This window comes from Paraniabella aurantiaca, assembly GCF_050309965.1.
Classification (GTDB): Bacteria; Bacteroidota; Bacteroidia; order Chitinophagales; family Chitinophagaceae; genus Niabella.
In genome coordinates this window covers 775,727-790,765 of record NZ_JBLOSY010000002.1, presented here as the reverse complement: position 1 = coordinate 790,765, position 15,039 = coordinate 775,727, and the positions used below count along the sequence as shown (strand labels likewise).

General features: G+C 41.4%; 9 protein-coding genes and 1 tRNA gene. 6 read left to right on the top strand and 4 right to left on the bottom strand.

All coding sequences use genetic code 11. The features are described from left to right. Positions 1 to 16 precede the first annotated feature (16 nt). Positions 17 to 706: a cell division ATP-binding protein FtsE gene (locus ACLOAU_RS17810; protein WP_427863258.1), complete on the top strand. Its 690-nt coding sequence runs from the start codon at positions 17 to 19 to the stop codon at positions 704 to 706. On the opposite strand, the gene ACLOAU_RS17805 is transcribed toward ACLOAU_RS17810, so the two are convergent. From ACLOAU_RS17805 to ACLOAU_RS17790, 4 genes are all read right to left on the bottom strand, one after another. Beyond that, positions 687 to 1,814, bottom strand: a complete 1,128-nt coding sequence (locus ACLOAU_RS17805) for a glycosyltransferase family 4 protein (protein ID WP_427863257.1) — start codon at positions 1,812 to 1,814, stop codon at positions 687 to 689. The genes ACLOAU_RS17810 and ACLOAU_RS17805 overlap by 20 nt on opposite strands. Positions 1,815 to 2,045: 231 nt before the next feature. Then, positions 2,046 to 4,679 carry a TonB-dependent receptor gene (locus tag ACLOAU_RS17800; RefSeq protein WP_427863256.1) on the bottom strand — a complete coding sequence of 878 codons (2,634 nt, stop codon included), beginning with the start codon at positions 4,677 to 4,679 and terminating at the stop codon, positions 2,046 to 2,048. Between the two features lie 117 nt (positions 4,680 to 4,796). Further along, a complete protein-coding gene (locus ACLOAU_RS17795) occupies positions 4,797 to 5,351 on the bottom strand; it encodes a DUF445 domain-containing protein (RefSeq protein WP_427863255.1) in 555 nt (184 codons plus the stop codon). A 51-nt stretch (positions 5,352 to 5,402) separates the two neighbouring features. Next, positions 5,403 to 5,479, bottom strand: a tRNA-His gene (locus ACLOAU_RS17790). A 987-nt stretch (positions 5,480 to 6,466) separates the two neighbouring features. Between ACLOAU_RS17790 and ACLOAU_RS17785 the strand changes: the two genes are divergently transcribed. The 5 genes from ACLOAU_RS17785 (at position 6,467) to ACLOAU_RS17765 (ending at position 15,038) form a co-directional block, all read left to right on the top strand. Next, on the top strand, positions 6,467 to 8,590 hold the full coding sequence (locus ACLOAU_RS17785) for a carboxy terminal-processing peptidase (RefSeq protein ID WP_427863254.1): 2,124 nt from the start codon (positions 6,467 to 6,469) through the stop codon (positions 8,588 to 8,590). 238 nt (positions 8,591 to 8,828) lie between these two features. Beyond that, positions 8,829 to 11,411 carry an SLBB domain-containing protein gene (locus tag ACLOAU_RS17780; RefSeq protein WP_427863253.1) on the top strand — a complete coding sequence of 861 codons (2,583 nt, stop codon included), beginning with the start codon at positions 8,829 to 8,831 and terminating at the stop codon, positions 11,409 to 11,411. 23 nt (positions 11,412 to 11,434) lie between these two features. Next, entirely contained in the window at positions 11,435 to 12,532 is a 1,098-nt protein-coding gene (locus tag ACLOAU_RS17775) for a lipopolysaccharide biosynthesis protein (RefSeq protein ID WP_427863252.1), read from the top strand. Between the two features lie 60 nt (positions 12,533 to 12,592). Beyond that, positions 12,593 to 14,041, top strand: coding sequence for a flippase (locus ACLOAU_RS17770; protein ID WP_427863251.1), 1,449 nt, complete (start codon positions 12,593 to 12,595; stop codon positions 14,039 to 14,041). Then, positions 14,034 to 15,038, top strand: coding sequence for a polysaccharide biosynthesis protein (locus tag ACLOAU_RS17765; protein ID WP_427863250.1), 1,005 nt, complete (start codon positions 14,034 to 14,036; stop codon positions 15,036 to 15,038). The genes ACLOAU_RS17770 and ACLOAU_RS17765 overlap by 8 nt, the downstream gene beginning before the upstream one ends. Position 15,039: the final 1 nt, after the last annotated feature.

Below are 15,039 nucleotides of genomic sequence, written 5' to 3'. Positions count from 1 at the left end.
AATTTTTAAGGATATTATGCAGCAGCCGATCATAGAAATTAAGAACGCTAATATTTACCAGGGCGATAATTTAGTACTGAAAGATGTAAATCTTACTGTCAGGGAAGGGGAATTTGTGTACCTGGTGGGTAGAACCGGTACGGGTAAATCGAGCCTTTTAAAAACACTCTATGGAGACCTGCTGCTGACCGAAGGCGATGCCGTAGTGGCCGAATACCAGCTGAAAAATATGCACTGGAAGCAGGTTCCTTACCTGAGACGCAAGCTGGGCGTGGTTTTCCAGGATTTTAGACTGCTTACCGACAGGAATGTGGCCAATAACCTCCGCTTTGTTTTAAAAGCAACCGGCTGGACGGATAAGAAATTAATAGATAATAAAGTAACCGAAGTGCTAGAGCAGGTAGGCTTGCAACATAAGGCTAATAAAATGCCCTACGAAATGAGTGGTGGCGAACAACAGCGGGTAGACATTGCCCGGGCTTTGCTCAACAGCCCCAAACTGATATTAGCCGATGAGCCTACCGGTAACCTCGATCCCGTAACTACCGACGAGATCATGAACCTGTTATTATCAATTGCGAAGGAAAGTAATGCCGCTATTGTGATGGCTACACACGACTATGCAGTGGTAAAAAAATATCCGGCCAGGCTAATTAAGACAGAAGGTGGGAGGGTGGTAGATAATGCTACCATAGATAATCTATAAATCGCTGGATGTTTTTGTTATTATCATAACGATTGGCCAGTAATCTTTTCCTTAACTGTATTTCTTCTTCTTCAAAAGGTAGATAATATAACTGGGAAATGATAGATGCCAGGGCACTGGCCGTGGTGCCTATATGACAGGCTTCTTCCAGTCCGGTACCTTCAACCACAGCCGGCGTGGTAATACAATGTCTGCCTCTGTATAAAGCATGTACCAGTTTTAGGCGGCTACCGGTAATATTTTTATGAAAGCCGGGTAATATATTAATATGCGCCTTTTGCACCAGGTCTTCCATTTCCGATTCGCTGGGGTTACTGACCAGGCAGGTGTTCTGGCAAAGCCCTGCGGCCTTTTGAACACTTTTAGGCGGATTTTTACCGGCAATAATAAAAGGGATACGCACTTTATTAAAGACGTTACTCAGTAACCACAAAGCTGCTTTTTCGTTTTCGGGCACCGACAGGTTACCGTGAAAAAGACAAAGACTGCCCATCCCTGTAGGGCAATTAACTTCCTGCCAGCTGGGAAATGCAGGAACGAGCTGTACATCTTCGAATCCCTGTTCTTCAAAACTATACTGGTCTTCCTTGCATACACAGGCGTACATACAGTCTGACGGCAGGGTAGAAGTATACTTTTTAGTAAGCAGGCTTTCCGCCAGGTAAAAAGTTTTTTTGGCAGGATTAATCGTACTGCGCGCGAGTTCGCGATAATGAACGGATTCCTCGTTATGCATACGTACACAGATCTTCCGGCCTTCTTTTTTTATTTCGTTGATAATACCTGTGGTATGCAAGCCTTCCAGCAATACGGGGTGGTTGTCCTTATTCAGGTTTTCGATCAGCGACTGGTTACACCGGGCATTTACAAAAGCCGGGGTGCTGAGCGAGAGGCAGTCCAGCGTATCCTTTTTGGCGTAAGACTGCACCGTTTCACAATACCTGCTTAATTCGGCATTATGGCATTTTTCATCGAGCCGGAAATAATGCAGATGTATTTTAACGCCCTTTTGATGAAATGCTTTAATACGATTCATCATGTCAATGGACCCTCCGCAGTTAGCGGGACAGGGTACATCCAGGCATACAATATGTAGATATTTATCCAAGCTAAGTAATAATAAACGTAAAATCTCTAATCTCCGGCATCCGCTTCCCGGATTGCCGTATTACAAACAACCTTTATTGTAAAAATGTTTAAATAAAGGCGGTTTCAAAAGTATTATAAAATACCAAGACCTGAAAGAGTTGGATAGTATTATTGCAAATGAAGGAGTTATAATGAAAAAACGTGGCAGAAGGGGGCCTGCCACGTTTTTAGTTATGCTTAAAAAATTATATTATTGAGGCATACCCTGCATACCGCCCTGCATGCCTTCCTGCTCTGCTTTCAGGTTTTTACGTTTTAACAGCGAAGCATCAAACTTACCAAACCGGTAAGCGAAATTAATGCTGAAGAACTGCTGGTCCCGAACACGGTACTGGTGCTGGTTAAAGAAGCCTGCATTAGTGTAAATGTCACTTACTCTGGTTTTAAAGATATCGCTGCCGCTTAAAGTAACAGATGCTGTTTTGCCTTTAAGAAACTCAAATTTTACAGCAACATCAACACCATAGGTAGGCATACTATAACCCTGTGCATTGCCACTTACGGTACCACCAAAACCGCCACGACCACCGCCTCCGCCGCCGCTGCTATTACCAGATCCGCCGGGTGCTAAAACCGTCTTGGAATTATAATCTCCTGATACCTGCAAAGTGAAATTTTTGGGTAACTTAAAGCTATTGTTGATTTTAGCAAACCAGCTATAAATCTGGTCAGCCGTTGGTACCAAAGGATCATTGACATTGATTTTCGATGTATACACATTTAAGTTCGTTGTCAGGTCCCACCATTTAGCAGGTGCATTTTTAGATACAATTTCAAGACCGCCGACGAAACTCGAATTAGCATTCAAAAATGTATTCAGGATCACGCTGTCGCCAGTCAATGGGTGAATACCCCTGGTTTGATATCTTGTGATCAGGTCATCTGTATGTTTGTAATAAGTAGATACAATAAGATTGTTCGATTTGTCGAATGTTTTGGAGTAAGACAATTCAAAAGAATTGGTGAATTCGGGCCGCAGGTTAGCGTTACCCAGGCTTAAATTAAGTGTGTCTGAGTAGTCGGTAATGAATGGAAAAAGCTGGAAAAAGCCTGGCCGGTTAATACGGCGACTGTAATTGAGCTGTAGTTGTTCTGATTGGGATAATTGTTGTGATAGAAAAACACTCGGGAAAAGACTTGCAGGATAAGCTATCTTAAAGCGATCTGTTTTGCTATAACCTGCTCCGGAAAAGAATTGGCCATTATACTCAGAGCTTTCCAGTCTCAAACCCACCTGGTAGCCAAACTTCTCGCCAATTTTGCTCGAAAAATTAGCATAGGCCGCGTATACCTGATCAGTGAAGTTGAACTTGGCAGAAGCGTCATTGCTTCTTATAAAATCAGCGTTATCATACCGGTATAGAATGTTCTCACTGAATGTTTTAGTTTGATTGAAACGCACTCCGGCTTCCAATTTGGTTTTATCAGTTAATGGATTTGTATAATCGATTTGCGCATTAATTCGCTCATTATTACCAGCACCTTCCTGCAATTGTCTGAAAGTACCTGTCTGAGGTCCACCGTTTACTGCAAATATGTTATTGTTTAACAGGTTCCTGCTGTTGTTCTTACTTTTATTGTACTGACCATCAGCCGTTAACTGGTGCCCGTTGCGTGGAAAATTGTGAACGAAGCCTAATGCGCCGCCTTTCATATTAAAGCCAAAATTCGCATCAGAAGTTCTGGCAATTCTTGATTGGTCACTGCTGCCACCAAACCTGGTGGTTGTAAGTATGTCGCTGGTATTTACATTATCAAACTTACCGTCAACAGTCATTCCCGATAAGGTTAATGTATTCCGGTTGTCCAGGAAATAGTCGAAACCGGCACGTGCAAACAAAAAGCGGCCATCACCAATAGCCCGGTCGGTCTGGTATAAATTAACAGTAGTGTCGTTCAAAAGGGTATTTCTTTCTGTGGTACCGTCTGAAATTGTTTTACGTTGATTGTAACCGATATTGGCAAACACATTAAATTTTCCCTGGCGTACATTCAGGTTACCTCCAAAATTATACCGGCCCCGCTGATCAATACCGGCGCGCAGTGATCCGTTATAGCCTACCGTACGGGTTTTCTTTAATACGATATTTAAAATACCCGCTGTTCCGCCGGATGCATCGTACTTGGCAGAAGGATTGGTAATTACTTCCACGCTGGCTATCTGGTCCGCAGGTATCTGGTCTAAGGTAAGGGTAGTGGGTCTGCCGTCCACGAAGATCTGTGGACTGGCATTGCGCACACTGATATTACCATCTATGTCCACATTTACAGAAGGCACATTTTTTAATACATCAGTGGCGGTACCTCCGGCAGAAGTCAGGTTGTTCTCCACATTATAGATCTTTCGGTCGATGCCCAGTTGTACGGCTGGTTTGGACGCGGTAACGGTTACACCCGAGAGCACTTCCACATCCGTTGCCAGTTTAATATTGCCCAGGTCCTTATCCAGGGCGGCCATGATCGCCTGCATATCCGGCTTGCCGCCCGACATCATTTTGGGATCAATAAAGGAGAATTTACGGGTATATGTTTTATGTCCCACACCCGAAACCACCAGCTTGTACTGGCCCATAGCGGGGATGTTCTCCAGGCGGAAGTCGCCGTTGGATGCCGTAAGCATGCCGGTTACCAATATATCTTTAGGTGCTTTGGTCGCTGAATCGAGTTTTGTCTGGTAGATCTGTATGGAAGCGGCTTCCATGCCTTTGCCGGTTGCCGAATCGACTACTTTGCCATAAATGGAACCGCCAGGCATTTGTCCACCTCCCTGCGCTGTAACAGTAAATGTAAAAAACAGGCCCAGGGCCATCAAAAAGTATCGCATTGTCAAAAAATTTAGGGTTTGACGCGAAAAACCCTTGTAACTTGTACCAATCATAGTTTTAAATTATAAGCGTGCTCATTCGGGTATAAGTGGAAAGGCAACGCTATGAAGAGAACCTTAAGCGAGTATATAAAAAAGCAACAGGTTGAGTAAGCCTATCAGTAACCCCAGCAGCAACCCGGCCAGGGCAAATTTTTTCGATGTGCCCGACAGTTTTTCTTTGAGCAGGCCAGTTATGTCTATTTTGGCAAATTCATCGGTTACCGACTGCCTGATATTTAAGCTGGTTTTAAAGTCTTTAACAATAGTGCCCATTACTTTGGGAAACAGCGCCCGCAGCTGGGTTATAAAAACTTCTTTGATCTTGTCGGTGGTTTTATTACCCACAAACATGGCCAGCATTGGTATTTCCTGGGGTAGTTTTACAGTTAAAAACTCATCGATATGCGATTCGATCATGGGCATCGCTTTTTCTACCAGTGCCGGATCGCCTATCTTTTCCTCTATTTTCGAAAAGGGTAATAATTGCTCAGCCTTTTCACCCAGCAGGGCAGCTATAGCGTTTTTGCGGGCAGGTAAGTAGTTATTCAGAAATTGCTGATAAACTACCTGGTTGAAAATCCAGCCAATAAGCGCTGATACCAGGGGGATCGAATAAAGCCAGGGGTTCATAGTGAAATAGTTATAAAAAAACAAAACCCTGAACATACATTCAGGGTTTGTTGGGGTGGATGACCGGGTTCGAACCGGCGACCCTCAGAACCACAATCTGATGCTCTAACCAACTGAGCTACAACCACCGTTTAAGGGCTGCAAATGTAGGTAAAAAATTTATTGCTGTAAAATTTTTTGTTATCTTTTTAAAAAATTTTTCTTTTTACTTCATTGCTTGTGACGATCTTCAATGAGCCTGTCTGATATTTGGGTCAACATTTTTAAACCGTCAACTCTTGGCTTTAGATAAATTTAATTGTTAATATTAATGCAAAAGACTACTTCGATTTTTGGCTACTTTCGGTTTGTAGTAGCCTTATATAAGTCTGCGTTTATTCTTTTACTTAGGTAAGGTAGACCCTGTGAGATGATAAAATATTAATTATCAGTTTAATAACATTTTAATGCGTCAATCCGCCCCGGCTGAATTGTTCACCTCGGGTAATATTCGTTTTTTTCGAGTCAAAAGTTTTGTGACAAAAAAATTGTGACATTTTGAAAATGTCACAAAAAAATGTCACAAAAATGACCCGTCCTGAAATAAATTGACACTTTGTTACTGTTAATTCTGTTACAGATTGGCAGTAACCGATAAAACTACCAGTGAAGGATTAAGATGTAAAACAACAACTTTATTGGCACGAATTTTTTATACCAATATTTAAATGGTCAGGCAATTAATTTTTATCATTCATGCCCGGGTTGGTGTTTTTGCCCGCCAGGAACCGGAATAATTTGCCGGTGAAAAACACCGGCAAAGGCCTCAGAATTTTTTATACCGAGGTTGAAGAGGGGCATAACTTTTTTTCTACAGCTCTGCGTTCTTTGCGTAAAACTTCGCATCTCCGCGGTAAAAAATATTAAAAGCAAAAAAAGTTATGCACCCGGTTAAAGTAGTTGGGTGAGTCAAACCTTATCGTATCTTAAACTCGGGTTATGAATAGACTAAAGTGAAAACATACGCTGGTTTTTAGTTTCGACGTTATTTCCAAATCTTTTCTTAAATAGATAACTATGATGGCTTTTAAACGTTAATTTTGAGTGTGGTAAAATTTTTAAAATACATATTTAATATGAAGAGACTTCCGTTTTTGATATTGTTGGTGATAGTGGCAGGATCTTTTTTTGCTTTCAAAAACAAAATAATTCCCAATAAAGATGATGTTGGAAAATATGAATTGATTATGACCATGGTATCCAGGTTGCTCTCGCAGGGCCATTACGATCCCAAGGCTATTAATGATGAATTTTCGCAGAAGGTTTTTAACAAGTATCTCGAAGATCTGGACCCTAAAAAGAAGATCTTTTTGAAAAGAGATGTGGATTCCCTTGCCGGTTTGTATGCTACCAGGATAGATGATGAGATGAACGGGGCTCCGGTAGAGAGTTTTATAGGTATTTCAAAAGTATTTGACCAGCGGATTGCAGAGTCGGTACAATGGAAAAACCAGATCCTTTCACAACCTTTTGACTTTACAGTAAACGAAAATGCGGAGCTGGATGGCAAAAAATTACAGTACCCGGCAACTGTGGCCGAACGTAAAGACCGCTGGAGAAAAGAACTGAAGTATTATGCGTTAGAGCGCTTTGTTGATTTGCAGGACGGAAAAAGTTCTTCTAAATCATCTAAAACGGATGTGCAACTGGAGAAAGAGGCCCGGGAGAAGATCGATACCATGATGACCCGTATGTTCGATCGGTACAAAGTGAAATTTACTGAAGAAGATAAATTCAATCTATTTGTAGATAATATTACCACGGCAATGGACCCTCACACGGAGTTTTTCCCGCCTGCGGATAAAAATTATTTCGATGAGGAGTTGAGTGGTAGCTTTTTTGGTATTGGCGCCGGTTTACAATATTCTGAAGGCCTGATCAAGATCATAAGCATCAATGTCGGTAGTCCGGCAGCCAAATCGGGGCAGCTGGCTCCTGGCGATCTTATTACCAAGGTGGCACAGGGAGCAGATGGACAGCCGGTAGATATGTTAGGCTATGATGTGTCGGATGCGGTAAAGCTGATCAGGGGTAAAGAAGGTACTACCGTAAGACTGACCATTAAAAAGCCCGACGGAACCGTTAAAGAAGTGTCGCTGGTAAGAGAGAAGATTGAGAATGATATAGATACCTATGCCCGTAGCGCCATTTTAAGGGATAGTGTAAAGAATACCAAGGTCGGTATTATTTACCTGCCCGAGTTTTATGTTCCTTTTAACGATCCTAATGGCAGAAGAAGCTTTACCGATGTAGCGCGCGAAGTGCAGAAATTAAAAGATGAGAACGTGGATGGCATCATTATGGACCTGAGAAGAAACGGCGGTGGTTCATTATATGATGTAGTGCAAATGGTGGGTCTGTTTATTAAAGAAGGCCCGATAGTGCAGGTGAAGGACAGAACCAGCGGGGCACAGATATTGAAAGATGAAGACAAATCGGTTTTATATACCGGTCCGCTGGCGGTGATGGTAGACGAATTTAGTGCTTCCGCTTCAGAGATCTTTGCAGCCGCTATCCAGGATTATAAGAGGGGTGTAGTAATTGGCAGTACTTCTACTTATGGTAAAGGCACCGTTCAGCAGAATATCGGCCTCGATCATTCCGGCTTTAAAAGAGACGGCGGTGGCGACCTGGGCGCCGTAAAATTGACTTTGAGGAAGTTTTACCGGGTGAGCGGCGGATCTACCCAGTTAAAAGGGGTAGAATCTGATATTGTGTTGCCTACGCAAATGGCGGCATTGAAACTCAAGGAAAAAGATAATGAGTTTGCTTTGCAGTACGACGAGATCAATAAGGCCAATTACACCCCCTGGGCTTCTGAGTACGACATTAATACCCTGAAACAGTTGAGTGACAGCCGGTTAAAGAAAGATAGTTCCTTCCAGACTATTTTAAGGAATGCGGCCTGGTTGGCCGATGAAAATGAAAGAAGCTACTCTTTAAATATCGATCAGTATAAGGCAGAGAAAAAGCTGGTAAAAGCCAAGGCCGACCAGATCATTGCCGCGCAAAAGCTGAAGAAAAACCTGAATGTATCATTATTGCCCCTGGAGCTGGATAAATACAAGGAAGATAAGAATAAGCAGGAGCGTTTGAAACAGTGGATCAAGATCTTAAGCGAAGACATTTATTTAAATCAGGCCGGCCAGGTAATGGACGATATGATTGTGGAGGCCAAAAACTTCGCTATGAATAAATAAATCCATATATTTAGTTTTCATACGAAATCTGCTAGCCCCGGGCTGGCAGATTTTTTTATGTGTAAAAAAAAACAGGTCGATAAGGGTTCATAACACTAAATTTGCACGCAATTTGTGTATAACACAGCCGTCCTTAATCTTATGACAAATATGAAACGGAGCATGACATTTTTTTTCACACAGGGATATAAACATGCGGAGTTCCATCCGACCAAATCCAAATTAAAAAACTATACGGATGAAACGTAGCGGGAAATTTTTTCTCTCAAAAGGGAAGCATCATGTAGGAGTATTTCCTCGCCTTAGTTCGAACCAACAAAACTTCAGGATGAATATAAGTGTCTTTGCTGTATTGGTACTTCTGTTAGCCGGTTTTACAGGTATTGTACAGGTGAATGCCCAGGTTGACCCAAAGGGGCAAACACCCACTACTCCAACGTCGAAAGATGGAAAATCTTCATCTCAGGTACCCAGCGATTTAGGTAATATTAAAGTAGATAATATGTCTGATGCCCAGGTACAGCAAATGATGCAAAGAATGGGAGAATCAGGCATGACCGAAAGCCAACTGGAAGCAGCGGCCAAAGCCAGGGGTATGGATGCTTTAGAGATTCAAAAGCTAAAAGACAGGTCTAATAGGCTAAGAAATAAATCTTCTGAAGATCAGAATGTGGAAAGAACCGCTTCAGGTGAAGAAGAAATCAAAAAGTCGCAATCAAACCGGGGAGGAGATCTTCCTCCATCCAGGATATTTGGTGCCAACCTGTTTAGCTCAGGTGCATCTCCGTTTGAAACGAATTTACGTATGGCCACTCCGAAGAATTACGTGGTAGGGCCGGATGATGAACTTTTGGTAGACATTACAGGTGATAACGAAGCAAGTTACAAGCCCCGTGTGTCTCCCGAAGGTTTTATTTCATTGGAATATGTGGGAAAGATATATGTAGCGGGGCTTACTATTGAAGAAGCTACCAGCAAAATACGGTCGGCTTTATCCGGAACTTATCCAGCTATCAGAAGTGGCCGAACCAATATTGCGGTTAACCTGGGTAACATTCGCAGCATTAAAGTAATTATGACAGGCGAGGTTACCAAACCTGGGACTTATACGGTTTCCTCTTTGGCAAGTGTTTTTAATGCATTATACGCAGCCGGGGGGCCTAATAATCGCGGTTCATTCAGAAATATACAGGTAATAAGGGGTAGTCGTGTAATTGCCACGGTCGATCTGTATGACTTTTTAGTAAATGGTATGCCCGCCGACAATGTGCGCCTCGAAGACCAGGATATCATTCATGTACCGGTGTATCAAATAAGAGTGGATGTATTGGGAGAAGTGAAAAGATCGGCCATCTACGAGATAAAGCCCGAAGAATCGCTGGCTGATGTATTACGCTATGCCGGCGGCTTTTCGGATATGGCTTATAAGTCACGCGTAAAAATTATTCAGAATACCGATGAGGCGCAGAAAATAGTAGTAAAGCAGTTGATGGATTATCCTAATTTCTATCCTAAAAACGGCGATAAGGTTTTCGTGGATGCCATCTTCGAACGTTTTGAAAACAAGGTGGATATTGTTGGAGCCGTGGGCAGGCCCGGTATGTATGAGTTTACTCCGGGCCTTACCATTTCTCAACTGGTTACGCAGGCAAGCGGTTTGACACCCGATGTTTTTGGCAAAAGGGGATATGTCATCCGCATGAATGCGGATAATACTACCCGTGTGGTGCCTTTTGAGGTGTCCAAAGTAATGCAGGGGGGCGGTGCCGACCTGGCGCTGCAAAAAAGCGATATTGTTAATATCAATTCCATCTTTGACTTGAGGGACGGTTATACGGTTAGTATTAATGGAGAAGTGAGGAGGGGTGGCATTTTTGATTTTGCGGACCAGATGACGATAGAAGACCTGGTACAAATGGCCGGAGGCTTTAGCCAGGCCGGTAACCCTTTAAATATTGAAGTAGCCAGAAGGGTACAAAGCGCTGACCTGAGCCAGAAAGAGGCGCAGATAGCCCAGGTATTTCACACTACGGTAACTAAAGACCTAAGCCTGGCTGATACCGGTTTTGTGCTGCAGCCTTACGATGTTGTAACCGTTAGGCCGGTGGAAGGCTTTGGCAGCCTGAAGCAAGTACAGATACTGGGAGAGGTATTACGCCCGGGGATTTATACGATACGTTCCAAGAACGAGCGGATTTCCGATATTATCCAGAGAGCTGGTGGCCTTACGGCATTTGCTTATAGCGAAGGAGCTTCCTTAAAAAGACCGGCGACCGACAATCCTTTAAATGTCAATAACGAGCCAATTGAAGACAGCCTGCAGTTACTGAATCTCAGGCGGCTGAATCGTAGAGGGGGCAACCTGGACAGTTCTACTGTTAGTCTTAATTCAGATTTGGTTGGTATCAGGCTGGATCAGATACTCAGCAACCCGAAATCACGCTATGATCTGATACTGGAAGAGGGAGATGTGATTAAAATACCCACTATGTTGCAAACGGTAAAAGTTTCGGGTGAGGTCTTACGGCCAATTAATGTGGTATATGTACCGGGCCGTCCTTTTAAATACTATATCAATAGCGCAGGAGGTTTCACGAGCCAGGCGTTAAAGAGAGGTTCTTTTGTTAGCCACGCCAATGGATCAGTAGAAGGCACCCGTAAAGCAGTGTTCTTTAATAATTATCCAGGTGTTAAACCCGGATCAGAAATACTGGTACCGCAAAAACCCATTAGAGAAAGAATGTCTCCCCAGGCCTGGATCGGTATCGGTACAGGTGTTGCCTCATTAGCAGCATTGATTTTTGCAATTATAAGACCCTAATTTTTACAGTACAATAAGGTAATATGCAGGAGAAACTAGAACTTTCAGTCGAGAGAACAGATGAGGAGAAGACTTCTTTAAAAGAGTTGATTCTTACTATCAGGGATTGGGTCAAATACCTGTTATCTAAATGGTATATTATTTTACTATTTGGTTTAATAGGTGCGGCTTTGGGTTTTGGTTATGCCTTAACTAAAAAGCCTGTTTATACTGCAACCACCAGTTTTGTGTTAGAGACAGGCGGCCGTTCAGGTGGCTTGGGTGCTTATGCAGGCTTAGCAGCATCATTCGGTATTGATCTGGGAGGCAGCGGTGGGGGCTTATTTGAGGGGGAAAACATTCTTGAATTATACAGGTCGAGGAAGATGATTACCAAAACCTTATTATCTGAAGGTGAGTTTGATGGCAAAAGGCAGTTGTTAATTGATTGGTATGTTACAACCAACGGATTAAAAGAAGGCTGGGAAAAAAGTCCGCTCTTTAAGAACATTCAATTTCGTTCAGACAATATATACCCAAGTGCTCAACAACAACTGCTGCATGATAGTGTAATGGGCCAGATTGTTAAAATGATCAGTCAGGGAAACCTGAAAGTAGAAAAAAAGGATAAAAAACTAAACATCATCTATGTAGCTGTATCCGGCGGTGATGAATTATTTGTAAAGGCTTTTAACCAGCGGCTAGTGGAGAATGTAAATCGTTTTTACCTGGAAACCAAGTCTAAGAAGAATCTGGAAAATGTGAATATTCTTCAGGCTAAAGCAGATTCTGTGAGAAGGAGTATGACAGGGTCTATTAGCCAGGCAGCTGCTATAGCCGATGCTACGCCCAATCAAAATCCAACACGTATGGCTCAAAGGGTGGCGCCTATTCAAAATGCACGTGTCAATTCGGAGATTAACCAGGAAGTATTGGGCTCTTTGTTGCAGAACCTTGAAATGAGTAAGATCGCACTTTCCAAGGAAACACCATTAATTCAGATTGTAGACGAGCCTATATTACCACTGGATAAGACCGGGTTGGGAAAATTTAAGGGCTTGATTTTAGGTGCCATTCTCGGCGTTATTATAATAGTCTTAGTCTTGGTGGCAAGAAGGGTCATAAAAACCGCCATGAGTTAGAGGTATCTTAAGGGTTACAGTGATCAAAATGATAAATGAATTATAAAGTACTTTGCCGTTATGTTGTCATTAAAAAAGAATTTTTTTTATAATATCATATTGGCAGTAAGTCAGGTGTTATTTCCATTGATTTCATTCCCTTATGCATCCCGAATTTTAACACCGGTTGGTATTGGTCAGGTATCATTTGTTGACTCGTTTACTCAATATTTCATTGTTATTGCAGCTCTGGGTATTCCCTTTTATGGTATCCGTGAAATAGCGAAGGCCACGTACGATAAAGCAATTCTTAGGCAGACTTTTTCAGAGCTTTTGGTGATCCATTTTCTTTCTACTGCAGTAACATTTTTATGCTTTTTGATGATGATCTTTTTAATTGATGATCTTCGCTCAACTTTGATGCTTTCGATTTTGGGTGTAATTTATCTGTTCTTAAGCATTTTCACAATGGAATGGTTTTTTCAGGGTCTTGAGCAATTCCGAATGATCGCAATTAGAACAGTTGCTATTAGATTAATAACTTTGATCCTGTTATTTTTCTTTGTAAGAACACCAGAAGATATTTCAAAATATTACGCTTTGACGGTTATTTCTGTGGCTTTGACTGGTGCCATCAATATGTATTATTCCAGAAGATTTACTTCGTTGACATTCAGGAATTTAAACTTAAAAAAGCACCTCAAACCGTTATTTGTTATTTTGTCTATTGGTATTATCGCTAAAGTTTATTCACTTATAGATTCTGTTCTTTTGGGAGTTTTTTCAAGCCCTGAAAATGTAGGATACTATGCTGCCGCCAGCCGTGTTATAAGTGTTGTTCTGGTTTGTGTTAATGCTTTTGGCGTAGTGCTCATTCCACGAATGTCAGCCCTATTTTCAGCAGGCGATTCGGCTGAAATAGATTTACTTTTGGAAAAATCATTAAACTTTTCGCTTTTTATTAGTATACCAGTTGCCTGTATTCTTTTTTTTCTTTCAGATGAAATAATATCTCTTTTTGCGGGAAATATGTTTCAAAACTCAATCATTGTGTTGCAAATTTTAGCCATAATGGTAGTTTTTACTGGCGTTGCGCAGGTTGCAGTGCAACAGGTTTTAATACCCTCCGGAAAAGAAAAATATGTTTTCTACGCAAGTTTAGCTGGTGCTGTGGTAAGTGTGTCTTTAAATTTAATATTAATCCCGCGCTTAAAAGAGCTAGGCACAGCTTTAAGTTTTTTAACAACAGAAATAATAGTTACCTGTATTTGTTTTCGGTTTGCAAACATTATCTCAAGGCTTAAATTGAGCGGTAAGTTATTAATTACTTCCTTTATATCGTGTGTTCCGATTTATATAATAAAGACTTGCTGCATTAATGTTTTCGATAACAATAACCAGCTTCTTGTACTATTACTTTCATTTTTTGTGGGTGGGTCAATTTATTTAACAGCCCAGCTATTTGTTTGGAGAAATGAGGCAGCAGTACTGATTTACAATAATATTTTAAAAAAATATCGACATGTATAAAAATAGAAAACTTTTAATTACTGGAGGAACAGGATCTTTTGGAAACGAAGTTTTATCTCAATTTCTTGATACGGATATACAGGAAATCCGGATTTTTAGCAGGGATGAAAAAAAACAGGATGACATGCGGTTGCACTATAATAACAGTAAGTTGAAATTTTATCTTGGAGATATCAGGGATTATAATTCCATAAATCTCGCGATGAAAGGAGTCGACTTTGTCTTTCATGCTGCGGCTTTGAAACAAGTACCTTCTTGCGAATTTTTTCCTATTGAGGCAGTGAAAACGAATATACTCGGTGCCGAAAATGTGTTAACATCTGCAATGGAAAATAATATATCGAAAGTTGTGGTGCTTAGCACGGACAAAGCGGTCTATCCAATTAATGCCATGGGTATTTCAAAGGCAATGATGGAAAAGTTAATGGTTGCAAAATCAAGAAATTTACATGGTAGCGGCAATATGTTTTGCGCCACCCGTTATGGTAATGTAATGGGTTCAAGAGGCTCTGTAATTCCTCTTTTTATTAAACAGATAAAAGAAGGAAAAAATGTTACAGTAACCCATCCAGACATGACAAGGTTTATGATGTCATTAAATCAGTCTGTCGAGCTTGTAAAATTTGCATTTGAAAATGCAAAACCAGGAGATATTTTTGTGCAAAAATCACCCGCCTCAACGGTGTTAACAATTGCACAGGCGTTGATCAAGATTTTCGACAGTCCCAAAACCGCGATTGATGTAATTGGGATAAGACATGGCGAAAAAATGCATGAAACTCTCTGTAATGCTGAAGAAATGGCGAAGTCGGAAGACATGGGAAATTTCTATAGAATTGCGGCAGATAACCGGGATTTAAATTACTCTAATTACCTGGAAAAAGGCAAGGATACTAAAATATTCGACGATTACAATTCCTCGAATACAGAAAGATTGGATTTAGAAGGTACTATTGAACTTTTACTAAAATTAGACTTTGTCAAAAATCAATTGTAAA